The organism is Microcoleus sp. C2D2 (assembly GCF_036702495.1).
In the GTDB taxonomy this organism is placed as follows: Bacteria; Cyanobacteriota; Cyanobacteriia; order Cyanobacteriales; family Microcoleaceae; genus Microcoleus.
Map to the genome: position 1 here is coordinate 20,888 of NZ_JAUBTO010000040.1, position 22,794 is coordinate 43,681.

Below are 22,794 nucleotides of genomic sequence, written 5' to 3' on the forward strand. Positions count from 1 at the left end.
CAAAATAATTCAAAAAGATGCTAGAACACGACGTAATCATTGTAGGCGGCGGTTTAGCAGGTTGCCGCGCTGCAGTAGAAATTGCCCGGACTGACCCCAGTTTAAAGGTAGCTGTCGTCGCCAAAACTCACCCGATTCGATCGCACTCCGTCGCAGCCCAAGGTGGCATGGCCTCCAGCCTCCAAAATGTCGATCCCGAAGACAGTTGGAAAGCCCACGCCTTCGACACAGTAAAAGGTTCAGACTATTTAGCCGACCAAGACGCGGTAGAAATCCTCACCCGCGAAGCACCCGGTGTAGTCATAGATTTAGAACACATGGGAGTCCTCTTCTCCCGCCTCCCAGACGGCAGAATTGCCCAGCGCGCTTTCGGCGGACATTCCCACCGCCGCACCTGCTACGCCGCCGACAAAACAGGTCACGCCATCCTCCACGAATTAGTCAACAATCTGCGCCGCTGCGGAGTTCACATCTATCAGGAGTGGTATGTCACGCGCCTGATTTTGGAAGAAGGCCAAGCCAAGGGCGTAGTTATGTACCGCCTTCTAGACGGTCAAATTGAGGTTGTCCGTGCTAAGGCGGTGATGTTTGCCACGGGCGGTTACGGCCGAGTTTACAATACCACGTCGAACGATTACGCCTCGACGGGAGACGGTTTGGCAATGACGGCTTTAGCTGGATTGCCGCTGGAAGATATGGAATTCGTGCAGTTTCACCCGACTGGTTTGTATCCCGTGGGAGTGCTGATTTCCGAGGCTGTGCGGGGCGAAGGCGCTTATTTGATTAATTCAGAGGGCGATCGATTTATGGCCAATTATGCGCCGTCGCGGATGGAATTAGCGCCCAGAGATATCACTTCGCGGTCAATTTCCCTAGAAATTCGCGCCGGCCGAGGAATTAATGTTGATGGTAGTGCCGGCGGCCCCTTTATCTATATGGATTTGCGGCACATGGGACGCGAAAAAATTATGAGCAAAATTCCTTTTGCTTGGGAAGAAGCCCACCGTTTGTTAGGAATTGATGCCGTAAATCAGCCGATGCCCGTCCGCCCTACCGTTCACTATTCAATGGGGGGAATTCCTACTAATGTTAGCGGGCAAGTTCGCAGCAGTCCTGAGGGTTTGGTAGACGGTTTCTTTGCAGCGGGCGAAGCAGCTTGCGTGTCTGTTCACGGCGCCAACCGTTTGGGCAGCAATTCGCTTTTAGAATGCGTTGTTTACGGCAAAGTTACTGGCGCAACCATAGCACAATTCGTACAAAACCGCAAGTTACCATCTGTGGATGAACAGCGTTATGTTACGGAAGCAAAAGAGCAAATTCAGGCACTTTTAGAACGTCCGGGAAAATACCGCATCAATCAAATCCGGCAGCAGTATCAAGATACTATGACTGAGTATTGTGGTGTATTTCGTAGCGCCGAATTGATGCAGGAAGGTTTAAAGAAATTGGAGGATTTAGAGCGACAATATGAGGAGGTTTACTTAGACGATAAAGGCAAGTTGTGGAATACGGAAATTGTGGAAGCTTTGGAGTTGCGGAGTTTGATAATTGTCGGGAAAATGATTTTAACTTCTGCTTTGAACCGTCAGGAAAGTCGAGGAGCTCATTCGCGGGAAGATTTTACTGAGCGCGATGACAGCAATTTCTTGAAGCATACAATGGCCTATTATTCGCCGGCGGGGATTGATTTGGCTTATATGCCCGTGGCGATTACGATGTTTGAGCCGCAGGAGAGGAAGTATTAATTTGTAGGGTGGGCAGTGCCAGCCCTGTTAAGGTTGTGAAGAAATCCCTCAAACGCTTGAAATTGGGTAGCGGGCGATCGTTAAATCTGATTCTTTTAAAAGGCGATCGGTAATAAACCAGGTTTATTGCCGATCGCCACCGCCTAGAATGACGCAAATCATTCGTTAGCGCAGCCCTCGAAGAGGAGCGCACCTTGACAGGGCCCGCTGGCAATGCGTACCTTACCAATTGAGAGGAAATTCGGCAATCTTTAGTCTCTTCTACCACTTTTAGTTATCTTGCGCTATAATTATGTCAGATACGACATATTTGTAAACTTTATGACTAGACTACTTAATTTATGGAATCCCAAGGCGAGAACAAAGATGTTGTTTGGCTCATCAGAGGCTCCGTAAAAACTCCCCCTTTTTCCGCCTCAGCGCGAATTGAGGCAGGGATTTTATTAAGGATGTTACAAAATGGAGAAATTTTAGCCATGCCTGTCTCTCGGCCTATGCCAAGCATCAGCCCTCACTGCCACGAATTGCGGATCGATGATAGTGAAGCCGGTAAACAGTGGCGAATTATTTACCGGATTGACTCAGATGCTATTGTCATTGCAGAGGTGTTTCAAAAAACAACCCAGAAAACGCCTAAGCGCGCGATCGAAAACAGTCAAAAACGACTGAGATTGTACGATCGAAGCTCAGGAGAAACCTAGTTATTTCAGGACTTCCTTTAGGGTGGGCATTGCCCACCTTACAAATTGAGAGACAATTCACAATTCACAATCCTTGCTCTGTGCAATTCATATAATTAAAAGAGGTAATATTTACAATGGATGCCATTAAACGTCAACGTTTAGAAGCAGCAGGTTGGCGGGTGGGAGATGCCGCAGACTTTCTAGAACTTTCAGCCGAAGAAATTGCTTTTATTGAGATGAAGCTGTCTCTAATTAAACGCTTGAAGCAGCTTCGCATTAGTCAAAATCTTTCTCAAGAAAGTTTGGCTAAGAAAATTAAATCTAGTCAGTCACGGGTAGCTAAAATAGAAGCTGGCGATCCGTCTGTTTCTCTTGATTTGATGGTAAGGACAATGCTAGCGCTGGGAGCAACTCGCGAGGATGTGGCACTCGCTATTACTTCTTCCAAAAGCTGAGAAGCAGACAGTTTAAATTTGAGAATCTTCGAGAATTTGAAGTTAACTTTCTCCCGATAAAACTATCTCAGCCGTGATAATTGTGGCTAACTTCCTCCACAGATAAACTTAACGCCTCCGCCACTTGTTCGACACTCAAACCCATTCCCAACAATCGGGGAATAGCATCCCTTCTTGGGCAGTTCGCACCTTACTAATTGACAACTACAGGTTCGCCAAGCATAGATATGCTTAACCATATTTTGCTAGCTGTCAAAGCCGAACGTTTTTCAAACAGTCCTGGACGGCACTCGGACAAAAGAAACCGGGTTTTTTACCTTGGGTGCGGGCTGCAACGAAGTATTTTTGTAAAAAAACCCGGTTTCTGGGTCCCATGCGTCCAGGACTATCAGAAATAAAAATTGCAACCAATACCAGAGGTAAGCAAAAGCACCTCCTTGGGACGGAAATCCGCCGCCAGAAGATTATTCTTATCAACACGATGGACAACCTATCTGGTGGTCAGAAGAGTAAACACAATCTACTGAATTTGCTGTTTATTCAACTCTGGGAGATGACTGCAAACTTGGCAGTGTTATACTGCTTTTATCGGGTATCATACAGTTAAATATAATATATGAGTAAAACGACACAGACATCTCAATTCCAGCAAGCTCTTGAAGCTGTAGAAGTTTTATCATTAGAAGATCAAGCCATGCTTCTAGATATTCTTCAGAATCGTCTGCGACAACAGCGACGAAATGAATTACTCAAGGAAGTGGCAGAAGTTCGTCAAGAGTATGCTGAGGGCAATGTTAAATTTGGGTCAGTAGCCGATTTTATGGCGGAGTTGGATGATTGATGAAAATTGGTTGGACTCCCAAATCTATTCGTACTTTCAAAAAGTTAGTTCGTAAAAATCCTCAGCTTCGCCTTTTAATTGAAGCTACGCTTGAACTTTTGTCTGAAGACTGCTTTAACCCTAGCTTGCGAACTCACAAACTGACAGGAGATTTATCGGGTATCTGGTCCTGTTCAATAGATTATGATTATCGGATTTTATTTGAGTTTGTGACCCATCCAGAAGATGAGGAGGAAGCTATTTTATTGCTCAAAATGGGTTCTCATGATGAAGTCTATTAAGACCTATCGCCCTTTTCCCCAATTCTCTCTCACTATCTCACTCTCCAGCATTCTGCCTAACTTCCTCCACAGATAAACTTAACGCCTCTGCCACCTGTTCGGCACTCAATCCCATTCCCAACAAGCGGGGAATTGCATCCCTTATTGCCTGAAATCCAGCTTTTCGTGCCTGCTCTGCACTATCGTCTCGCTGTCGCAGTTCATTGGTGCGCGCTTTCCGGAGAGTGTAAGTATCAACCAGTCTAGTGACGAAAACGTTAAGCTCTTCGGGATTCCAAGGCTTAGCAATGTAATGGCATAGTTTGCCAGCCTCAATAGCTTGAAAGAAATCTTCCCTATAACTAATTAATATAATTTGGCTCGTATCGGGGTACTGTACCGCCGTCAGACGGAGGAACTCAGTCACGCTCATTTTGGGCGTCGGCTCATCGCAGATAATGACGGCAAATTCTCCTTCCCTTGCCAAGATTTCTAGGGCGGCGGGACCTGATTCTGCCCTGAATACTTGATATTTGCGACGGAACTGGCGGTAAAGCAAGTCAAGACCACTGACCGTTCCATCCTCAACGATCAGCATTTTTAGGCGAGGATTTGGTAGGTGGGGAAATTTATCCGACATAGCTATGGCCCTCTTTGTGTGGATGTGTTTCCACTATTTGTGATTTATTATTTGCACCAGTGCCGTTTGCGCAAGCAGCTAGCCATTTGATAAGCTAAAGGCGTAATGTCGCTCAACATCGGTTTCCCTGAAAAAGTTTATTGATAGCGATCGCCCTTTTCCCCAATTCTCTCTCACTATCTCACTCTCCAGCATTATCCCTAACTTCCTCCACGGATAAACTTAACGCCTCCGCCACTTGTTCGGCACTCAAACCCATTCCCAACAACCGGGGAATTGCATCCCTTCTTGCCTGAAATTCAGCTTGTCGTGCTTGTTCTGCACTCTCGGCCCTTTCCCGTTGTTGTTCCCCTCGCAATCTCTCCAATTCGGCCCTTTCATCGCCAATCAACAGCAAATTACCTTCCTCGTCCCACCACCGCAGCCAAAGCATGGTTTGATTTTGATAACTGCCTTGCCAAAGTCCCAATTCTACGCCTAAAGGTGCAATGGGAAAATGACCGCGCTGATTCAGTTCTAACAGTTGATAATATCCGTCAATCAACCGATAAACTTCTAATCTGCCATTATTAACTTGGTAGATGCCGTAATAGGGAATTCGCATCACCCGCTCGTAAACCCAAAACTTTCCAGGTTTAGTGACTACCCCTTGATCGGTGCGAGATAAAGGAGTACGATCGCGCTCTTCATCTCCGTTCCCGCTAGCAAATTCCAAAGCAATTAACGGTGCTATGTGTTCCCGCCACAGCACGTAGGAACGCCGAATTTGACCGTCAATGTTAGGAGGTACATTCGGAACGTAAAACCAATCAGGAGCTTCTGCACCTTGTTCTGCAGGTTCAGTTTCTCGCCAGTAAATGCCGCAGTCTTGACCGATCGCATATTGTCCGTCTGGATGCCGCTGCTGCAAAATCTGGCCGATCGAATCTGTTAAAATTAAACTTTGCGGGTGCTCCTGAAAGTTTTTCACAAAAGTACCGTCTGACTCTGGTAATTGAGTGTGGTCTGGAAAAGCAGGAGGTAGAACAACGCGGTTAACGCTAGCAGTCATAATTCCCTCCGAGGTCTTACCTAATTGGTAATTAGTAATTGGTAGTCGGTAACAGGACGCTTGGCCCGAGGGCTTAGAAACCCGGTTTCGACCTGTATCTGTCGTCTCTCAACCCACATTTATTGTAGAAACCGGGTTTCTTTTCCTAAGTCCTGCGTAATTAGGAAGAAAGCGAGTAGTTTTGAGTTTAAAGTATTAAGTTTTTAACTTAATACTTTTTCACTGACTACTCAAAACTCTTTTACTTAAAACTTTCCTTAAGGTTTGGGTAGCGCACCTTCAGGACTAGGAGAAGCAGCCGGTTCGGGAGTCGCCGCAGCTGCAGGAGAAGGCGAAGGAGTGCCACTAGCTAACTGATTAATTTGGTCTTTATAGTTAGGAGGAGCCAACTCAGTAGCTCGATCGAACAGCGTTTTTGCCTCATCTGTTTTTCCCTGTTCCTTCAGCACGATCGCCTTTCCTAAAGTCGGGCGAAAATCTTTGGGATTAGCCTTAGCAGATTCGTCGTAAATGGCGATCGCCTCCTCAAACCGCTTCTGCACAGCATAAACCTGTCCCAAAATCAACTGCACCGAAGTTACATCAACACTTTCCGGTTTCGCCTGATTTGCAGCCGGAGCAGCCTTCAGCGTATCTTGCAGGAGTCCGATCGCAGCTTCGGGCCGCTGTTGCACCAGCAGCAAATTCACCAACCCCTGCAAAGCCTTAATTTCCCCAGGTCTAGACACTAAAATTGACCTGTAAGCCCCAGCAGCCCCTTCGCGATCGCCCGTGCGTTCCTTAGCCTGAGCCAGCAAAATCCCGTATTCAGTAGTCTCAGGATTCAGCGAAGCCAACTTTTCCAAAGGAGCGATCGCATCCTTAATGTCCCCCACTCCTTGTCCGATCAACTCCAGCCGCACCTGCAACAATCCCCGCAGAGCCGTTACATTGTCAGGTTCCCGCTGCAAAACCAATTCGTACCCCCTCGCCTGAGCTTGCAGCAACTCTGATTGCTTGTCCCCAGACTGCGCCGTTTGAGTAGGCGTTGGAGTTGACCGACTTTGCGCTTGGCTGGCCTTGAGAATACTGTCCAAAATTGGCACAAGAGAAAATCCCAAAAAAGCGATGAGCGACAGCACCACCACCACAGTAATCAACCCACGACGCTTGTTTGCTTTTTCCATAATTCAACTATCCCAGCTTAAAATCTACTATTTTCTAAGAATTAAGGCATCACCAGGCGGCATCTGCCATGAGAGCTCGATCGGTGCAACCGTAAACGTTTTTAACTTCAAAGTCCCAACGGACAAAGCAGCCTTTTACTTGCAGCTAATATGGTAACAGACCCACAACTCCATGCTAGCTAAACAATTTTGGACACTCGGACCTGCAGCCCCAAGGACTGCGGTGTCTGTCCAATTTAGTCTGGTCAAGCTAAAAATTACCAAAAATATGGCGGATCAGCCCGTTAGGTAATTGGATTAAGTAAAATAGGCAAGCTGAATATCCTAAATGCTATTAGCCAGCAACTCCAACGATCGCGCGATCGCAGGAAAAGATCGGTCAGCAACTGCCAAAGTCCTTGCGAGCAAGGATTTTAGCAGTCAGCGAACCGATCTGCACTCGTAGCGTTGAAAGTTGGCGTTGACGGGTCACAACCAGACCTCCGGGCGCCAGCCCCAAGTCAGGTGCTAGTAGTTTTTAAAGCAGTTTCTTCAGTTTATTCCTAATTTCCCTTAAGGGATGTGTCTCCGCTGCAAGGAGTTTTTATGAACCCCTCTCCCAACCGGTCTTCCAAATCGTCCAAATCTACTTCAACTCGCAAGGCTCAGCCCAGCGAACCGGCCGTCAATCCGCCTAAAGATACAGATTCCATTCCTGAGACACCAGACGAAAGTTCGGTGCCTTCGGCGTTGGCTGCACCTGTTGACGAAAATCAACCGCCAACGCCAACAGACGCCCCAGCGTCCAAGGATAAGCTGCAACGACCGCGCTACAGTTCTGCCCTCGACAAGGACAAAACAAAGCCACAAGACCAGCCCAGCAATGCTCCTGCACCCCCGGCCCCTGCAGCGCCTTCGACACCTGTCAGCGATCCGACAGCGCAAGCAGTCGCACCGCCGGCAAACGCCGAGCCTGCTGCTAACGAAAGTCCGGCCGCTGAGGACATACCCTCGGTCATGCGCCAACATCCGATTCCCCCGCCCAGCGAACCCAGACAGTACCGAGCTGTTGGTTTGGTGCGGGGCCGCTACACGCAATCAGAAGAGCAATTCACCCGGGGTATGCTGATAGCTGCCGACGGAACTGCCATCGACGCAGTTTTGCTGGGTAGAGTCATGAGTTTAGTCAAAAATCACCTGGATCTGGAACAAGAACACCTGTGGGTGGTCTATCCCCGCACCAGGCAAGAAGACGGCAACTTGCACGCCCAGATTATGGGAGTTTGGGAGCCGGAAACGCTCAAGAAACCTCCCGAACCGTCCTCTGATGAGGAAAATCAGGAAGCAGCGGAGATTGAGGCTAGTGGCGAAGCATCGACCGCATCTTTGCCGCCCTCGGAACCTGATGTTGAAGATGGCTATTTTTCGATTAGAGGTGAGGTGATTTATCAATCCCAAGACGAAGAAAAGTATGTCATCGTCAAAATCAAGCAAGCTCCCCGCAAGAATGACGACAAGATGAAGTTTTTTAAACTGAAACTCAAGGGAGATTTAGCAACAAAAGCGATCGGGTTTTTTTGGGATTTCCACGTCAAATTGAAAGCTGACAGTCTGATGATTGAGCAGGCAAATAATATTGGTGCCCTGCCGATTAAAAAGCGGAAATTCCCCCCGGGCAGCAAGCCGCCCGGTGGCTTCAAAGGAGGAGGGAAGCGTCCGTTTACTCCTAAGCCCAGCGGTGACGGTGCTCCTGTAGGGCGTCCTAACATCAAGTCCGCAGCCGCAGCAGCACCGCGTGTGCCGAAGGAACCTCTTCCTAAGCCGGTTAAGAAGCCTAAGCCGATCGAGGAATAAAAAATAGTGAAAGTAAAAATGCAAGATTAAAGGTTAAAAAAACTTTTAATCTTGCATTTTTACTTTAGCGGCTTAGGGTACTTCTGTACATGAGCGAGTAGGCTCTGCGCTACCACCTCGCCAATTTGGACAGGAACAGCGTTTCCGATTAAACGACCCAGTTTGCTGAAACAGACACGCTCGCCAGGAGCTAAGAAGCGGTAGTTTTCGGGAAAAGTCTGAAGGATAGCGGCCTCTCTCAGAGAGATTGCACGATCCTGTTCCGGATGTCCGAACCGACCATTTCCGTAGCCGAAGCATTGGGTTGTGATGGTTGGAGCCGGGGCGTCCCACTTCATACGACCATACACGCTAGCATAAGTTTGTCCGGATTTCTTGCGATGACATGGTGCCAGCAGTGAATCATCCCAGTCATGCCATGTGCCTCCGGGTTTTGAGGCTCTGATTCGGCGGAGGTTCAGGTCACTTAGTGAGGATGCGGTATGAAGTGCGTCATTTGGATCGGAGCATCCGGCTGCTAAGGCGGGTAGATGGGAAATGGCCTCACGCACAGTTGTGCACGATCGTCTAGAAAAGATTGGAGGTACTAATTCTACTGGCCCGAATCGGGACGCTAGCAGCACAAGCCGTTTACGAGTCTGTGGAACTCCATATTGAACACAATCTACAATACTGCAACTGGTCGCATAGCCTTCGAGGTCCTTCAAAAAATCCTTGAAAACTTCATGCTCTAAAAGCTGTGGCACATTCTCCATCGTTACGAAGTCGGGTTGAGTCTCCCGTACCAACCGACCGAAGTCGGATACGAGAACCCACTTAGTGTCCTGGCGTTCCTGGCGTCCCTTACGGCTGTAAGTCGAGAATGGTTGGCAGGGCGCACAGCCGGCCAGCAAACGCAATGTCCCATCGCCAAAAATATCTGCAAGTTGGGAACCAGATAGATCACTGACATCCTGCTGGACGAAAAGGGCGTCGTTGTTGCTCTGGTATGGGAAGCGACATTGTGGCTCGATGTCGATGCCCGCAACTACCTGAATACCTCCTCGGATCAGTCCATGCGTAAGACCGCCCAAACCGCAAAACAGATCGATGCAGCTAATGGCTGTACTTTTGCGATCGATCTGAGGCTCTTTGCCACTGTGAGCGCCGACCATAGTCTCATCTGGATTCATGCCTTGGCTCATCTAGGTCGGTTCTCCGGCATTAGGAACTCATGTGCATCTATGGATAACTTGAAGCAATCTACAACCTCTCTCAGATACAATGCTGTTCGTTCAGTGAGGTCACGGAGTTCGCTAACAGTAATACCCTCGCTACTCTCTGCAAATGACATACTACCGTGCGCCAAATCGTTCCGAAGGTCTTTGATAAACGCAAGCGCACCTCGACCATTTCGGAATGGTCGTTTGATACTCTTGTAGACGTCGGAGCTGATGTGCAACGATAAGCCCAAACGTTTGCTGATGGTCTCAATCCCATTATCGTCCCAACTACCACCCCCACCCTTTTCAACTTTAAAAGTCGATATCGGGAGCGCTTGCACTAGGTGATCGCAGAGGTTCAATGCAGATTCCAGGCGATTCTCGTAGTTGAGATCAGTATGGGTGCGTGCGGTGCATCGCACCCACTCGCGGCGCAACTCAATGGACAACTCATTGGGCAGCGAGCTGTTATTAACCACTGCCTTAGATACGGCATCTACGCACCGAGTAATAGTTGACTCGACAAGATTGTAGAGCTGTAAGTAAACACTCGAATAGAGGATTTTCTGCTGTTGCGGAGTGATCGTAGCTTCCCCGATTTGTGGAGGTCCTCCCTGCACTTGTTCCTGTATGGACTCAAGCAGGTCAAGGTAAGTTTCAATTTCCTGTAAACGCTCTTCAAAAGCTTGGCTCAAATCCTCCATCCTCAATCTCCAAGTAAACGATCGCGAACGAAATGTATACGAGCCTTGAGTCTGCCTATTGCGTTCGCACCGTCGGCGCCGGTCACTTTTGTAAAGTCCCTGCTGTTCAACCATTCTTCAACTTCGATCGATTGGTTAGCTATCTCAGGCCGTTGCTGAAGTGCCAGATAGCTTCCAATGGCTATAGCTTCAAAACGCGATCGGGGTGTCGCCTTACCTTTAGGTGTTTTGCCGAAGCCCGACGGGAAGTTGCGCGATACAAAGTTTATCATGTCCATGAAGCGTTGCCGATAGGACTCAATGTCCGCTGGGTTATCTTTAAAGCGATCGTTCATCTTCTTCGTGTAGGTGAAAAGAAATGCCGACACTCTGTCTTTGTATCCCTCGAGCCCATCGCCGTATGCAAAGAATCGTGTAACGAGCTCTTCCCTCTCGCGCTCCAATAACAGCTTCTGCGATAGCGGCGCAAGTTTGACAAAGGTCGGCTCTTTGGCGAGTGATATCACAAGGTCGAGGAAAGCACCTCCTAACGCACCTCGACGCACCTCAGCCTTGTTCGCGACCTTGCTTCCTGTGTTAATTCGATCAAAAAGATCAAATCGTGCTTGCTCATCGGCGTGCTCATTGAGCACGATTCCTCTAATGGAACGGTTCTTGATTTTTCGTTGCCGAGATTCGGGGAGATCTTTGAATCGAAATCCGGTCAGTAGCGACAATTCTGCCAAGTCACCTAGGGGAAAGTCCCCAAGAACGAACTCCTCAATCGTTCTAAGGCGCTGTGAACCATCAACAATTTCAAGCTTACCTGTTGACGGGCTTTCCCAAAAGAAGAGGAAAGGGATCGGAAGCCCCATCAATACCGACTCAATGAACCGGGATTTGCGCTCTGGTTCCCATGTGAACTCGCGCTGGTAGGCCGGAATCTCGAAATCTCCATTCTGCATCTTTTGGGCCAGAAGCTCAATGGAATATTCCGTCAGATAGAACTCAATTCTCTTTGTGTGTTCAAAAATCTGTACCTCAGCAGCAGCAACCTCCTCATCAGTGAACTTAGACTGGTTCTCGTCGATCATCTTTGAATATCCTCTCGTGGTTGATTCAAGTTATAATTCGTGACTTTAGTCTAGGGACTGTCTATTCGAGCCTCACTTGAGCGCCCCACAAATCTTGCGGGAGAAATACTCTGTCCGTGGGTAGGGGAGCAACTGGCGCCGTGAGGGTAAATAGACCCGCTTCAATTTGCTGCTTCAATTCCAATGCTATTTGCCGGGAGAGAAACATACTCGCAAGGGGGGCGGCCCGCACTGGTTTGCCCTCGATGAGGATGCGACCCGTCTTTAATTGAGCGTAACTAACTAAACCGAAGGTGGGACGAACGCGCCGGGGGATAGAGAAATCTACCACCGGCGCTACTATTTTTTTGTCTGATACTGCACAGTTGGCGACGACTGTTTCGTTTAAGACGGGAAAGGGGATGCCGACTCCCAGCATCAGGGATGGGCCGTAGTTTTTGAAGTAGCAGCCGCGCACCCATTTCGAGTTCATCTGTTTCGCGTCGCCGATGAGTGCAAGGGTGGCGGCCGGGCCGATGGGGGTGCGGTTGGGCTGGCGTTTTTGCAGCGGGAAGTGCTGGGTTCCTTCCCAGGTGATGTAGCCGGTGGCGCCTCCTAGGAAGATGCGGGTGCCGATGCCGATGATTTGGAGGTCGGGGTCGTTGAGCAGGGGAGACATGGCTCCAAGGTTCGAGTAGACGGCGTTGCCGAGGTTTGGTTGCAGGGGGCCGAGGTAGGTGAACAGCGGGCGATCGCCTCCATTGACGCCAACAATAAAGTTTTGATATGCGTTCCGGGGATTGAATAAATAAAACTGGTTGATTGTATCGCGGGTAATCGTGGTTTCAAAGGAGGCGCGGGGGTAGCAGTCTGTTACTTGCCCCAAGGCTCGCAACTGCACGGGTTTGCCGGCTATTAAGTCTTCGATGACGTGTCCGCCGCCCCGTTCGCGGGATTCTTCGCCGTCTTCGGCTACTTGGGTGGCTCCCAGGTACAGGTCTACTGCCCCGAAGCCGGAGTAGGCTAAAACGCCGTCCAGCCAGCACTGGCGGATTTTTATCGGCGGGTCGGTATGGCCGAGGTTGATGATTGCACCGGAGGATTCCATCGGCTCGAAGGTGCCGGTGGTAATCACATCGACTTCTTTGGCTGCTTGGGTAATGCTGGTTTCTTGAACTCTAGTTTTGAGTTCTTCGATTGTCCAGACTGTGGCTTTGCCCTGGCTGATTTTATCGTTGATTTCGTCGATCGATCTCATATATTTTAGATTTTAGATTTTGGATTTTAGATTTTGAATTGATTGATTTTGGAGTGATTTTGATTTGGGATTGATTTTGGATTGATGAAATGTCGATCGAGCGAATGCAGTTTTGGCGATCGACATCGGTTTGAGAACCCCGCAAAATGTTATAACAGAGAGCGGGATTATATTATAAATAAAATAAGGAGCGCTCGCCATGACTCAAGCGATATTAAAACCAGTCACGTTTGATGAATTTATTGACTGGTATCCTGAAAATTCTGAAAACCGTTACGAACTGCACAATGGAGCTATTGTTCAGATGCCTAAAGCAACCGGAGAACATTCAGAAGTAGCGGGCTTCCTCTGCCTGAAGCTAGGGATTGAAATCGAGAGGCTAGGCTTGCCCTACTTCGTCCCCAAAGAATGCGTGGTCAAAGCTGATAACGAGCTATCTGGTTACGAACCGGATGCGATCGTTTTGGACAGGCAAGGGACGGACAGCGAACCGAGATGGAAAAAGGAATCTATCATTACAATGGGGAGTTCTGTCCGGCTAATTGTCGAAGTTGTCAGTACCAATTGGCGCGATGATTACGGCTACAAATTGGTTGACTACGAAGCTTTGGGCATTTCTGAATACTGGATTGCGGACTATTTGGGACTTGGCGGGCGACGCTATATTGGCAATCCTAAACAACCTACTTTTTCTGTTTACCAGTTGATTGACGGTGAGTATCAAGTCAGTCAGTTTCGGGGTAGTGATAGGGTTGTATCACCCACATTTGGGCAGTTGAATTTGAGTGTTCAACAAATTTTTAGCGCCGGCAGAGATACGGTAGAAAATGCGAGGCTTGAAGATAGTTAGTTGAGGGTGTTCGTACCACAAATTTCCTAAGTTTGTAGTGAATACTGGTGTCCTATAACTGGGAATGAATAAGAACTGAAGTCATTACAAACCTTAACTATTGATTTTCAGGAGCGTCATTTTCTACATGATCTGGGATGTCGGGTTTGTGTTCTGGCAACTTTTCGGCTCGGCTTTCGGCGACTTCTATAGATTCATATTCTTCATGGAGGGCAGAATCGATTGCTGCTAAGGTTTTAGGGCTGGCACTCCACTGGTTTAGAATATCTTTAATTAGGGCTTCCCTAATCCAAACTTGAGCTACAACGGTGAGGGGGAGAGCTAGCAGTAAGCCTAAAAATCCAAAGAAGGTGGCGAAGAATACTTGAGCTATTAATGTTACTGCTGGTAGTAGTGCTACTTGCTGCGCCATAACGTAAGGGGTGAGGAGGTTGCTTTCAAATTGTTGAATTAGAAAGTAGAGGATGAGTACAAAACCGGCTTTTAAGGGAGAGTCTAAAAGTGCGATCGTCACTGGAGGGATGACGCTCAAACCTGGTCCGATATTGGGTATTAAGTTCAGCAAACCAGCTAAAACAGCGTGGGCTAGAGCTAAGGGAACTTGCAATACTGACAAACCAATTAGGCTAAGAAAAGTGATGACGCTCATGCTAATTAAAGCACCGATTACCCATCGACCGAGGGCTATTTCGCATTCATCTAAGATCCCCTCGATTCGCCGCCGATAAAAAGAGGGAAATAGTTGGATAAATGCTTTGCGGTAAGATAAAGGTTCTGCTAATGTCATCAATGTCAAAACTATGACTAGCAAAAAGCTGAGAATAACGCCTAAGGTGTTGCCTACAAAGGCTCCTGCACCGCCGACGAGTTGATTGAATAGGGGTTGCAGTTGTTGGATAATGTCGTTAATATCAAGATTCGGTAGTCGCTGACCTATTTGTCCAGAAAAGCGAGCTTCAATCTGATCGATCCACTCATTTAATTTTGCTATTCCTTGAGGGGCTCTTTGGGTAAGTTGTTGAAACTGTTGGGCAAAGGGTGGTACAATGATTAGGAATAATCCTACGAAGATGAGGACTAGGAAGCTAACTGATAAGAGTACGGCGATCGATCTTTTGAGTCCGAATTTTTGCAAGTAGCGTGCTAGTCTGTTTAAGGCTGTGGCTAAGACGACGGCGGCAAAGAGCAGGAGTAGGGCCTGCCTGATTTGCCACAGGATGTAACAAGATGCGATGAGGGCTAATAAGCCCATCCACTGTCCTAACTTCATTAGATTTTAGATTTGAGATTTTAGATTGAGGAATAGGGTATTGGGAATTGCTGCTTGCTAATTGCTCTGCAGCGCAGAAGCGATGAATCGCATCCCTACAAGATACCTTAGATGCGCGCGATCGCATCTTTAATCAGATACCCCTACTGGGACATCAGCATAAGCAGCCTCCTCAATTCCCTTTTGCGAACACCTGCTGCGCTGTCAGCTTCAATTCTGGGAAAGTTGGGGACTCAATAGCATCGCCCCCTCTGAACAGTTTGACTTGGTATTCGCCGTCAATTAGTTGGTAAACCGAAAAAGTGGGTTGTTTGGGGTTGCCAATAAACCGTCTGCCTCCCAATCCTAGATAGTCTATAATCCAATATTCTTGAATACCCATTGACTCATAGGCCTCAAGCTTTAGGGCATAATCATCACCCCAATTAGTGCTAGTTACCACGACGATTAGGGGGACTGATGAACCCATTGTGATAATTGATGATTTCTCCCATCGCGGCTCGTTTCCAATGGTTTGTTCGTTAAGTACAATGATATCTGGCTCGTATCCTGATTCCTCGCGCATGGGTTTGATGACGCATTCTTTGGGGATGAAGTAGGGTAGGTTTAAGCGTTCAATTTCGAGAAATAACCAGCCGCTGGTAAAACCGGTCACTTTAGAATGTTTACCTGTTGCTTTTGGCATCTCAACAATTTCTCCATTGTGCAGTTCGTAGTGGTGTTCTGAGTTTTCAGGATACCAGTCAATGAATTGATCGAATGTTACTAATTCAGGTATGATTTGAATCATGGTGAGTGCCTCAACTTTGGTTTTGATAAGCTGTACGGGGCCGGAATTGATAGGGGAGATTAACTTGTTGTTAGTATCCTTTTCACATTAAAAGTGTTGGCAGTCTTCTGGAGAGATATTTTATTAATCGGAAAATTTAAATTTAATCTATAATATTAAAACAATTATTTAAGTCTTTCTAGAACAATTTGTTGATAAAAACCCTCTAAAGCAGTCACGCAAACTTTATCGTCAAACAGAGCATCTTGTCGCTGACTCATGCGTTGTGCAATGTCTCGCCGCCACTGTGAGTCTAGACCTAACTTGACAGCAATGTGAATATATTCCTCTTCATTTTGTGCAATTGTGTCTGTTACTCCCAGCATTTTTAGAAAGCTATAAGCGTGAAGTCCCCGCATAAATTCTCCCGGACAGGTGACTATGGGTAAATTGCAAGCGATCGCCTCTAAAGATGTATTCCCCCCCGACCAAGTGAAAGTATCTAAGAAAACATCGGAAAGAAAGTTAATTGCTATGTAATCTTGTCGAGTTAGAATCCTTCGGAATAGACAGTAATCTTCGCTATCGAGATTAACAGCAGCAAAAGCAAACTTTAGCCGTTCCCGCAGCAGTTCGCCGCGAGGAAAGATAAACTGAGCTTGCGGAACGCGGCGGGCAATTTCTGCTAAAACGAAATCATATTGCGGTAAGTATTTGAAAGGGGCTTGGCAGCATAAATAAATTACTGCATCTTCTCTGAGGTCAAAATCTAAGCGACTGTGGTTTAATTTACCGACGGTTGGTTTTGGGTAGGCAACGCCAATATTCGGCAACTTAATTAAGGTTTCTGAGTAGTGCAGTTGTGCATTTTCCGGTTCCATCAATTCACTAGAAATAAAATAATCAATCGTCGGTAAACCCGACGTGACAGGATGTCCCCACGCCGAACATTGCACGGGGGCAAGGCGCAAAGCTGCTATTTGTATAGTTGGTGCGTCCATGCCAATTTCTGGGAAGACAAGAATATGCAATTTATCATCAATAATTTGTTGGCATACGCCTTCTAGGTTGTGAGGAATGTGGCGAAATCGATCGCTGTATTGGCGAAATTGTTCTGTAATTGGATCGGGATCGTTCCCCGTATAGTAACAGTAAATTTCAAATTGTTGGTGGTTGCAATAACGCAGCCAGCCAGTTAACCATAAAGTGCCGCTGTAAGAATGCAAATAACTAGAAATATAACCGACTCTAATTTTGCCATTTTCCAGCAGTGGAGGCATTGATTGCGGTTGCACCCACTGCGAATAGTTGGCGACCATAACTTGATGCACTAAATTAGCATACTTTGATTGCGATTCCACAACATTGTAAGCCTGATATGCTAGGTAAAAATTAGTGAAACTACTAAAACCCCGGAAAGCATTTATTTTGTCTTCTGGAGTTTTTATGGATGTTTGCTGAATTAATTTTTCTAATTCTAGGACAAATCTTTCCCTGTAAAATTGTATTTCATCTGATGTATTATAAACAATCGGCAATGTTAAGTGTTTAAATAGTTGAAAAACATATTCCTTGGGCAGTATTTCCGTTGCTCTTTCTGCACTTGATATAGCTAACTTAGTGCGTCCGTTCTGCTGGTAAATTTTGACTATTTCAAAGTGCAGTTTTCCTGCTGTAGGGTAATGGCGGATGCCTTCCTCAAGGCTCGCGATCGCTTCTTCGATTCTGTTGAGGTTTCTTAAACACTCGCTTAAGTTACCATACAGTTCTATATCTCCTGTCTGGGATACTAAAAACCTTTGATAGTGCTTAATGGCTGCTTCGTATCTTCCTTGACGGTAGAGTTTGTTGCCAATTTCTATCAATATTAATGCTTGGGAGTCAAGGGTGATATCGCTAAGTTGTTCCTGTTCCAGTAATGGAATTTGTGCGGTTCCAGATTCGGCTATTGCTTGGTGATTTTCCGCATTCAGCTTAATTCGATATTGAATCTGTGGCAAAATATCCAGCCACTGGCTGCGATTGAGGTTTTCTAATAAAATAATTTCTGGTTCTCCGTTAATATCTAAATCTTCTTCCATCAAAAGATTCATCACAATCCCAGATACAATTAAACTTGCATCTAAATCGGATTTTTCTAAAGTTTCGCTCACATCTATTAAAAGAGTTAGGAAATCGCGCTCGGGATGACTTACCAGACTCCTAATAATTAGTTCTAACTCTAAATAAAGAGATTCTTCTGGTTGGTTCCAATCAGGAAAAATTAGCAAATTTAAGGGTTTCAGATTTAAGGTGGCTAGATCCATGTGATTGTCTGTCTCATCTATATTGCTTGGCATCGAGGGGTTTTAGTGTGAGTGTTCGATCGCCCCTAGTTTAATTTAACTCGTCTTTGGGCGATCTCGCCCTCCATCCCCTATCTTGGCTGTTGGCGCGATCGCCAGCCGAGGATGGCAGCTAGGATGATACTGGGGGTAAAGACGGCGATTAGGGCGTTGATGTCGGTAGAGGGTATGGATAAGGTGGGGCCTGCGTACTTAATGGCAAGGGAGAGGGCGGCGGAGAAGGAGAATACTTTGAGGATGGGGCTGATGTTTGTGTTCATGAAAGGGGTGGTTGGGCGATCGCTTAGGGAGGAAATGCCTTTCCATTTTATAATAGGAAGTGCCACCGAACAATTTAGCAGCATCAAGATTAATTCATAATGGAAAATCAAGAATCTGATTTAATAGACCAAATTCGCCAGCAATTTGACGATGCCCCTTATCCGAGAATTCCTCTCGAAAAATCTCCTGAGTCTGAGTATGAGTTGCTTTACCTTCATAACCTTGTAACTGCTTACTACTTTAGAAATCGGAAAGTTGTCAATACTCAAGGCAAACTGATTCTGGATGCGGGATGCGGTAGCGGCTACAAATCCTTAATTTTGGCGACAGCTAATCCGGGAGCTAAAATTGTGGGCATTGATTTATCAGAAGAATCTGTTAAGTTAGCCCGCCACCGCTTGCAATATCACGGTTTTGAGAATGCGGAATTTTATGTGATGAAAATAGAAGAATTACCCAGTTTAGGTTGGCAGTTCGACTACATTAATGCTGACGAAGTGCTTTATTTATTGCCCGACGCTGTTGTAGGATTGCAGGCGATGAAATCGGTTCTTAAACCAGACGGTATTATTAGGACTAACCTGCACAGTTCCATTGGTAGAACGGGAATGTTTCGCGCTCAAGCTGCTTTTAGAGCAATGGGATTAATGAATGGAGTACCAGGTGAGTTGGAGGTTGAAATAGTCCGGGAAACTATGGACGCGCTACAAGATGCAATATGGCTCAAAGTAGTTACTTGGAATGCCGATCGCGCGAAGGATGATCACTGGATTTTGGCCAACCATTTATTGCTGGGTGACAAAGGCTGTAGCGTGCCTGAACTGTTTGGACTTTTGAGAGCAGCCGATCTAGATTTTATCAGCATGGTGGCGTGGAGCCGCTGGGACTTGATGGATGTGTTCAAAGATCCAGATGATTTGCCTCCGTTTTTGGCGATGAGTCTGCCAGAAACTTCTGTGGAAGAGAGGCTGCATTTATTTGAACTGTTTCATCCCCTACACCGATTGTTTGATTTCTGGTGCGGCAATCCCGGCACTCAGGCTTGTGTGCCTGTTGCGGAATGGACGGAGGCTGACTGGCAGTCGGCGCGGGTGCATTTGCATCCTCAACTCAGGAATTCCCAGGCGAGGGAAGACTTGAGTAATTGCATTGCCAGCGAGACGCCGTTTGAGATTAGTCGTTATATTACTGTGGCAACTCTAGCACCCGTGGAGATCGAGAGTACGATCGCTGCTTGCTTATTACCTCTGTGGGATGGGCCGCAGTCTGCGGTGTCGCTAGTCGAGAAATGGCTGCAGAGCAGAGCAGAGCCTGCTTCTAATCTAGAACCCGCAGCCCAGGAGACGGCCTTTGATGAAGTCAAGGAACTGTTGACTAGGCTGGAAGTCTCTCTGTACGTGCTTTTGGAGCGTTAGCCACCTGACATAAAAAAAAATGGGACGAGATGATAGCAAAGCGGGGGAAACTGGGTAAGTTACATATAAGAGTTAGAAATCGAGCATTTCACCCCCTCAAGGAGAAACAAATTATGAAGACTGAATTTAAAGCCAAGTTCCTGCAACACATCAACAAAAGAAGACAGGATCAAGGTTTCACCCTGATTGAACTGCTGGTTGTTATCATCATCATCGGTATTTTGTCTGCAATCGCTTTGCCCGCGTTCCTCAACCAAGCAAACAAGGCCAAGCAATCTGAAGCTAAGCAGTATGTCAGTTCAATGAACAAGGGTCAGCAGGCTTTTTACGCAGAGAATAGCAAATTTTCGGTCGATCCCACTGGTACTGAATTGGGTCTTGGTATCAAAACTCAAACCACTAACTACTCGTATGACTTGAGCCAAGGTAATACGGGCACTGGAGGAGTTGCTAATGCTAAACCACTGGTTACTTCTCTCAAAGGATATGGGGGAAGCGTGGCTTTAGTAACAGCTGGAGAGGCAAAAACAACTACCAGCATCATCTGTCAAGAAGGAGGTTCAAATACAGGTAATGCAGGTGATTTAGCCGCAGGTGCTACTGCATGTGGTGGAACGGTCCCCGACCCTGTTACTAAGTAGTTTCTGAGTTTTATTACTCTGGCTGGTTGATAATCCTGCATCAGCGGGTAGCATATAGTGCTACCCGCTTTAAAATTTTCATAAAAATTCCTTTAAAGTTTATGATTTCTACTTCTTCATCCGTTGCCGGATGGCAGCAGCAAGCTGAAAAATATTTTTTTTCAGATAACTATTATCAAGCAGCGAAAATTTACGAAGAGGCAATTTTTCAGGAGCCTAATGTTAACTCCTACTACTGGCACTTAGGTTTGATTTTTCTCTTGCAGGGTCAAGAAAGTGAAGCTCAGACAACATGGCTCATAGGAATGGCAGATGGAGAGCCAGAAGACATAGAAAAGTGGACAAAAGAACTAATTGAGGTATTGGAAACAGAAGCAGAGCGACGACGATTACAGGGAACAAGAGAAGAGGACTATTGTATAGCGTGGGCAATCCGGCAGCATATACGGGAAATTAACCCAGAAGGAGTTAATAACTTGTTACATTTAATCGGGCTGTCTACTTTGCTCAAAACATACAAAGGAGAAATATTGAAGGAGCTGCATATCCTTGAACTGCTCAATTCGGAAGTAGTAGAAGTCGATAAAGAGCTATTAATACAAGTATTGAAAAATGTTTTAGATGGGGCACCATTTGACCTTTTATCTCTCGCTTTTACAGAAAGTGCTTTAGTATATATTAAAGATCATACCTCAATTTTAGAGCAATTGTTACTCCCCTTTGTCTATAAACTTTGTTACTCATTTAAACGAGCTGATGTTGCAGCCAGTTTTACCGAACTCGGTTTAAAGTTCCTTCCTCAACATCCAGAACTTTTATATGCGTTGGCTTCTTTTTATCAAGATAGCCGTCAATATACGAAGGGAATAGAAGCAGCTAAATTATACTATTCACTTCAAGAAAAGTTACTCAATAAAATTTATGGTAACTTGCTAATTATGCGTGGGTTGATGGGTGCAGGTGGCTACTGGAATGAAGTTTGCTTGGCTTTTGAATTGCAGAAGTCCCTGCTTGCTTCTTTGATCGATGAACAAAACAATGATGAGCTATGGGGGACATCAGCTCTGGGATTATTTAATTCTATTTTTTTCTTTCCTTATTTGCAAGATCGAATTGAGGAAAATTTAAAAATTCGTAGTCAAATAGCTCGTTTAGCACAATTAAAAATAGAAACGTCTCTGAAGGAAAAGGTAAATCTGTGTCGCCAGTGGAAATCTAGGTTGAGAAAAACCGATGTTTCTACAAAGCGTTTAAAAATTGGATATATCTCCCACTGCTTCTGGACTCATTCTGTCGGTTGGTTGTCACGATGGGTATTTCAGTACCACGATCGAGATCGCTTTGAGATTAATGGTTACTTTATGGGCTATCAAGGAAATTATAATTCATTACAAGAATGGTTTGTGGGTCAGGTTTCCAAGGCTTGCAAATTAGAACTCAGTGGTCAAGAAGCTGCTGAAAAAATTTATGAAGATGAAATTGATATTTTGATAGACCTTGATAGTTTAACGCTAACTAACACTTGCGAGGCAATAGCAATGAAACCAGCACCAATACAAGTAACCTGGTTAGGTTGGGATGCCTCGGAGATTCCTGCTGTTGATTATTTTATTGCTGATCCTTATGTTTTACCGGAATCTGCTCAGGATTACTACACAGAAAAAATCTGGCGTTTGCCTCAAACCTATATAGCTGTAGATGGTTTTGAAGTTGGTGTACCTACTCTCCGGCGCGATCAATTAGATATTCCTACTGATGCTGTTATTTATTTTACTGGTCAGAAGGGATACAAATATCACCCCGATACAGCAAGGCTGCAAATGCAAATTATTAAAGGAGTTCCCAACAGCTATTTTTTAGTAAAAGGGGTGGCCAATCAAGAATCTCTAAAAAATTTCTTTATTGAGATTGCAGAATGTGAGGGAGTAGGGGCAGAACGCCTAAGATTTTTACCATCCGCTCCTTCAGAGGAAGTGCACCGCGCTAATTTAGGCATAGCTGATGTAGTATTAGATACTTACCCCTACAACGGAGCTACAACTACAATGGAGACGCTGTGGATGGGTGTTCCTATAGTAACCCGTGTAGGGCAGCAATTTGCTAGCCGCAACAGCTACACGATGATGATGAATGCAGGTATTTCGGAAGGGATTGCTTGGACTGATGAAGAGTATGTAGAATGGGGAATTCGTTTAGGAAAAGATCCTGTTTTGCGGCAGCAAATATCTTGGAAATTGCGGCAATCACGACAAACTGCACCCCTGTGGAATGGCAAGCAATTTACGCGAGAGATGGAAAAAGCTTACGAGCAAATGTGGCAAATATATGTTGACAAAAATCATTGATGGTGGTA

Annotated in this window: 21 protein-coding genes and 1 pseudogene; 10 read left to right on the top strand and 12 right to left on the bottom strand. The window is 46.1% G+C overall.

Annotated elements, in window-relative coordinates:
* Nucleotides 1-17: 17 nt before the first annotated feature.
* From QUB61_RS15280 to QUB61_RS15290, 3 genes are all read left to right on the top strand, one after another.
* Nucleotides 18-1,745: a succinate dehydrogenase/fumarate reductase flavoprotein subunit gene (locus QUB61_RS15280; RefSeq protein WP_333129598.1), complete on the top strand. Its 1,728-nt coding sequence runs from the start codon at nt 18-20 to the stop codon at nt 1,743-1,745.
* 341 nt (nt 1,746-2,086) lie between these two features.
* Nucleotides 2,087-2,446 carry a type II toxin-antitoxin system RelE/ParE family toxin gene (locus QUB61_RS15285; RefSeq protein WP_193971556.1) on the top strand — a complete coding sequence of 120 codons (360 nt, stop codon included), beginning with the start codon at nt 2,087-2,089 and terminating at the stop codon, nt 2,444-2,446.
* Between the two features lie 116 nt (nt 2,447-2,562).
* A complete protein-coding gene (locus tag QUB61_RS15290; RefSeq protein ID WP_333081469.1) occupies nt 2,563-2,883 on the top strand; it encodes a helix-turn-helix transcriptional regulator in 321 nt (106 codons plus the stop codon).
* Between the two features lie 67 nt (nt 2,884-2,950).
* Here QUB61_RS15290 and QUB61_RS15295 read toward each other — a convergent pair.
* Nucleotides 2,951-3,058: pseudogene (locus QUB61_RS15295) on the bottom strand (Uma2 family endonuclease); the annotation flags it as partial.
* A 441-nt stretch (nt 3,059-3,499) separates the two neighbouring features.
* On the opposite strand from QUB61_RS15295, the gene QUB61_RS15300 reads away from it, so the two are divergent.
* Together QUB61_RS15300 and QUB61_RS15305 are read left to right on the top strand one after the other, a co-directional pair.
* Nucleotides 3,500-3,724: a hypothetical protein gene (locus QUB61_RS15300; protein ID WP_096831014.1), complete on the top strand. Its 225-nt coding sequence runs from the start codon at nt 3,500-3,502 to the stop codon at nt 3,722-3,724.
* Nucleotides 3,724-4,005, top strand: a complete 282-nt coding sequence (locus QUB61_RS15305; protein WP_333129601.1) for a type II toxin-antitoxin system mRNA interferase toxin, RelE/StbE family — start codon at nt 3,724-3,726, stop codon at nt 4,003-4,005. The genes QUB61_RS15300 and QUB61_RS15305 overlap by 1 nt, the downstream gene beginning before the upstream one ends.
* 37 nt (nt 4,006-4,042) lie before the next feature.
* On the opposite strand, the gene QUB61_RS15310 is transcribed toward QUB61_RS15305, so the two are convergent.
* The 3 genes from QUB61_RS15310 to QUB61_RS15320 form a co-directional block, all read right to left on the bottom strand.
* On the bottom strand, nt 4,043-4,624 hold the full coding sequence (locus QUB61_RS15310) for a hypothetical protein (RefSeq protein WP_333129603.1): 582 nt from the start codon (nt 4,622-4,624) through the stop codon (nt 4,043-4,045).
* A 181-nt stretch (nt 4,625-4,805) separates the two neighbouring features.
* The gene (locus QUB61_RS15315) at nt 4,806-5,675 is read right to left on the bottom strand and encodes a Uma2 family endonuclease (protein WP_333129605.1); all 870 of its coding nucleotides are present in this window, start codon (nt 5,673-5,675) and stop codon (nt 4,806-4,808) included.
* Nucleotides 5,676-5,932: 257 nt separating this feature from the next.
* Nucleotides 5,933-6,841, bottom strand: coding sequence for a tetratricopeptide repeat protein (locus QUB61_RS15320; RefSeq protein WP_333129607.1), 909 nt, complete (start codon nt 6,839-6,841; stop codon nt 5,933-5,935).
* A gap of 585 nt (nt 6,842-7,426) precedes the next feature.
* On the opposite strand from QUB61_RS15320, the gene QUB61_RS15325 reads away from it, so the two are divergent.
* Nucleotides 7,427-8,674, top strand: a complete 1,248-nt coding sequence (locus QUB61_RS15325) for a hypothetical protein (protein ID WP_333129609.1) — start codon at nt 7,427-7,429, stop codon at nt 8,672-8,674.
* A 59-nt stretch (nt 8,675-8,733) separates the two neighbouring features.
* On the opposite strand, the gene QUB61_RS15330 is transcribed toward QUB61_RS15325, so the two are convergent.
* From QUB61_RS15330 to QUB61_RS15345, 4 genes are all read right to left on the bottom strand, one after another.
* Nucleotides 8,734-9,858, bottom strand: coding sequence for a DNA cytosine methyltransferase (locus QUB61_RS15330; RefSeq protein ID WP_333129611.1), 1,125 nt, complete (start codon nt 9,856-9,858; stop codon nt 8,734-8,736).
* Nucleotides 9,855-10,580, bottom strand: a complete 726-nt coding sequence (locus QUB61_RS15335; RefSeq protein WP_333129613.1) for an MAE_28990/MAE_18760 family HEPN-like nuclease — start codon at nt 10,578-10,580, stop codon at nt 9,855-9,857. The genes QUB61_RS15330 and QUB61_RS15335 overlap by 4 nt, the downstream gene beginning before the upstream one ends.
* A 2-nt stretch (nt 10,581-10,582) precedes the next feature.
* Nucleotides 10,583-11,653, bottom strand: coding sequence for a DUF262 domain-containing protein (locus tag QUB61_RS15340; RefSeq protein ID WP_333129615.1), 1,071 nt, complete (start codon nt 11,651-11,653; stop codon nt 10,583-10,585).
* Between the two features lie 61 nt (nt 11,654-11,714).
* Complete coding sequence (locus QUB61_RS15345) at nt 11,715-12,890, bottom strand: homocysteine biosynthesis protein (RefSeq protein ID WP_333129617.1); 1,176 nt, start codon at nt 12,888-12,890, stop codon at nt 11,715-11,717.
* A 199-nt stretch (nt 12,891-13,089) separates the two neighbouring features.
* Between QUB61_RS15345 and QUB61_RS15350 the strand changes: the two genes are divergently transcribed.
* Nucleotides 13,090-13,740 carry a Uma2 family endonuclease gene (locus QUB61_RS15350; RefSeq protein WP_333129620.1) on the top strand — a complete coding sequence of 217 codons (651 nt, stop codon included), beginning with the start codon at nt 13,090-13,092 and terminating at the stop codon, nt 13,738-13,740.
* 97 nt (nt 13,741-13,837) lie between these two features.
* On the opposite strand, the gene QUB61_RS15355 is transcribed toward QUB61_RS15350, so the two are convergent.
* The 4 genes from QUB61_RS15355 to QUB61_RS15370 all read right to left on the bottom strand — a co-directional run bounded on the left by QUB61_RS15355 (nt 13,838) and on the right by QUB61_RS15370 (nt 18,450).
* The gene (locus QUB61_RS15355) at nt 13,838-15,010 is read right to left on the bottom strand and encodes an AI-2E family transporter (protein ID WP_333129622.1); all 1,173 of its coding nucleotides are present in this window, start codon (nt 15,008-15,010) and stop codon (nt 13,838-13,840) included.
* 172 nt (nt 15,011-15,182) lie between these two features.
* Nucleotides 15,183-15,800 carry a Uma2 family endonuclease gene (locus QUB61_RS15360; protein ID WP_333129625.1) on the bottom strand — a complete coding sequence of 206 codons (618 nt, stop codon included), beginning with the start codon at nt 15,798-15,800 and terminating at the stop codon, nt 15,183-15,185.
* 164 nt (nt 15,801-15,964) lie between these two features.
* Nucleotides 15,965-18,118 (bottom strand): O-linked N-acetylglucosamine transferase family protein, encoded by a 2,154-nt coding sequence (locus tag QUB61_RS15365; protein ID WP_333129629.1) that lies wholly within the window; start codon nt 18,116-18,118, stop codon nt 15,965-15,967.
* 77 nt (nt 18,119-18,195) lie between these two features.
* A complete protein-coding gene (locus QUB61_RS15370) occupies nt 18,196-18,450 on the bottom strand; it encodes a hypothetical protein (RefSeq protein ID WP_333129631.1) in 255 nt (84 codons plus the stop codon).
* A gap of 33 nt (nt 18,451-18,483) precedes the next feature.
* Between QUB61_RS15370 and QUB61_RS15375 the strand changes: the two genes are divergently transcribed.
* From QUB61_RS15375 to QUB61_RS15385, 3 genes are all read left to right on the top strand, one after another.
* Nucleotides 18,484-19,800 carry a methyltransferase domain-containing protein gene (locus QUB61_RS15375; protein ID WP_333129633.1) on the top strand — a complete coding sequence of 439 codons (1,317 nt, stop codon included), beginning with the start codon at nt 18,484-18,486 and terminating at the stop codon, nt 19,798-19,800.
* 113 nt (nt 19,801-19,913) lie between these two features.
* The gene (locus tag QUB61_RS15380; protein WP_333129635.1) at nt 19,914-20,441 is read left to right on the top strand and encodes a type IV pilin-like G/H family protein; all 528 of its coding nucleotides are present in this window, start codon (nt 19,914-19,916) and stop codon (nt 20,439-20,441) included.
* Nucleotides 20,442-20,542: 101 nt separating this feature from the next.
* Nucleotides 20,543-22,786, top strand: a complete 2,244-nt coding sequence (locus QUB61_RS15385) for an O-linked N-acetylglucosamine transferase family protein (RefSeq protein ID WP_333129638.1) — start codon at nt 20,543-20,545, stop codon at nt 22,784-22,786.
* Nucleotides 22,787-22,794: the final 8 nt, after the last annotated feature.

What these genes read in the sequence shown, in the direction of transcription:
- QUB61_RS15300 (WP_096831014.1), top strand. Translation starts at nt 3,500, where the DNA reads ATGAGTAAAACGACACAGACATCTCAATTCCAGCAAGCTCTTGAAGCT.
- QUB61_RS15355 (WP_333129622.1), bottom strand. Translation starts at nt 15,010, where the DNA reads ATGAAGTTAGGACAGTGGATGGGCTTATTAGCCCTCATCGCATCTTGT.
- QUB61_RS15375 (WP_333129633.1), top strand. Translation starts at nt 18,484, where the DNA reads ATGGAAAATCAAGAATCTGATTTAATAGACCAAATTCGCCAGCAATTT.
- QUB61_RS15360 (WP_333129625.1), bottom strand. Translation starts at nt 15,800, where the DNA reads ATGATTCAAATCATACCTGAATTAGTAACATTCGATCAATTCATTGAC.
- QUB61_RS15285 (WP_193971556.1), top strand. Translation starts at nt 2,087, where the DNA reads ATGGAATCCCAAGGCGAGAACAAAGATGTTGTTTGGCTCATCAGAGGC.
- QUB61_RS15380 (WP_333129635.1), top strand. Translation starts at nt 19,914, where the DNA reads ATGAAGACTGAATTTAAAGCCAAGTTCCTGCAACACATCAACAAAAGA.
- QUB61_RS15365 (WP_333129629.1), bottom strand. Translation starts at nt 18,118, where the DNA reads ATGCCAAGCAATATAGATGAGACAGACAATCACATGGATCTAGCCACC.
- QUB61_RS15280 (WP_333129598.1), top strand. Translation starts at nt 18, where the DNA reads ATGCTAGAACACGACGTAATCATTGTAGGCGGCGGTTTAGCAGGTTGC.
- QUB61_RS15335 (WP_333129613.1), bottom strand. Translation starts at nt 10,580, where the DNA reads ATGGAGGATTTGAGCCAAGCTTTTGAAGAGCGTTTACAGGAAATTGAA.
- QUB61_RS15290 (WP_333081469.1), top strand. Translation starts at nt 2,563, where the DNA reads ATGGATGCCATTAAACGTCAACGTTTAGAAGCAGCAGGTTGGCGGGTG.
- QUB61_RS15345 (WP_333129617.1), bottom strand. Translation starts at nt 12,890, where the DNA reads ATGAGATCGATCGACGAAATCAACGATAAAATCAGCCAGGGCAAAGCC.
- QUB61_RS15305 (WP_333129601.1), top strand. Translation starts at nt 3,724, where the DNA reads ATGAAAATTGGTTGGACTCCCAAATCTATTCGTACTTTCAAAAAGTTA.
- QUB61_RS15340 (WP_333129615.1), bottom strand. Translation starts at nt 11,653, where the DNA reads ATGATCGACGAGAACCAGTCTAAGTTCACTGATGAGGAGGTTGCTGCT.
- QUB61_RS15325 (WP_333129609.1), top strand. Translation starts at nt 7,427, where the DNA reads ATGAACCCCTCTCCCAACCGGTCTTCCAAATCGTCCAAATCTACTTCA.
- QUB61_RS15310 (WP_333129603.1), bottom strand. Translation starts at nt 4,624, where the DNA reads ATGTCGGATAAATTTCCCCACCTACCAAATCCTCGCCTAAAAATGCTG.
- QUB61_RS15385 (WP_333129638.1), top strand. Translation starts at nt 20,543, where the DNA reads ATGATTTCTACTTCTTCATCCGTTGCCGGATGGCAGCAGCAAGCTGAA.
- QUB61_RS15315 (WP_333129605.1), bottom strand. Translation starts at nt 5,675, where the DNA reads ATGACTGCTAGCGTTAACCGCGTTGTTCTACCTCCTGCTTTTCCAGAC.
- QUB61_RS15330 (WP_333129611.1), bottom strand. Translation starts at nt 9,858, where the DNA reads ATGAGCCAAGGCATGAATCCAGATGAGACTATGGTCGGCGCTCACAGT.
- QUB61_RS15350 (WP_333129620.1), top strand. Translation starts at nt 13,090, where the DNA reads ATGACTCAAGCGATATTAAAACCAGTCACGTTTGATGAATTTATTGAC.
- QUB61_RS15320 (WP_333129607.1), bottom strand. Translation starts at nt 6,841, where the DNA reads ATGGAAAAAGCAAACAAGCGTCGTGGGTTGATTACTGTGGTGGTGGTG.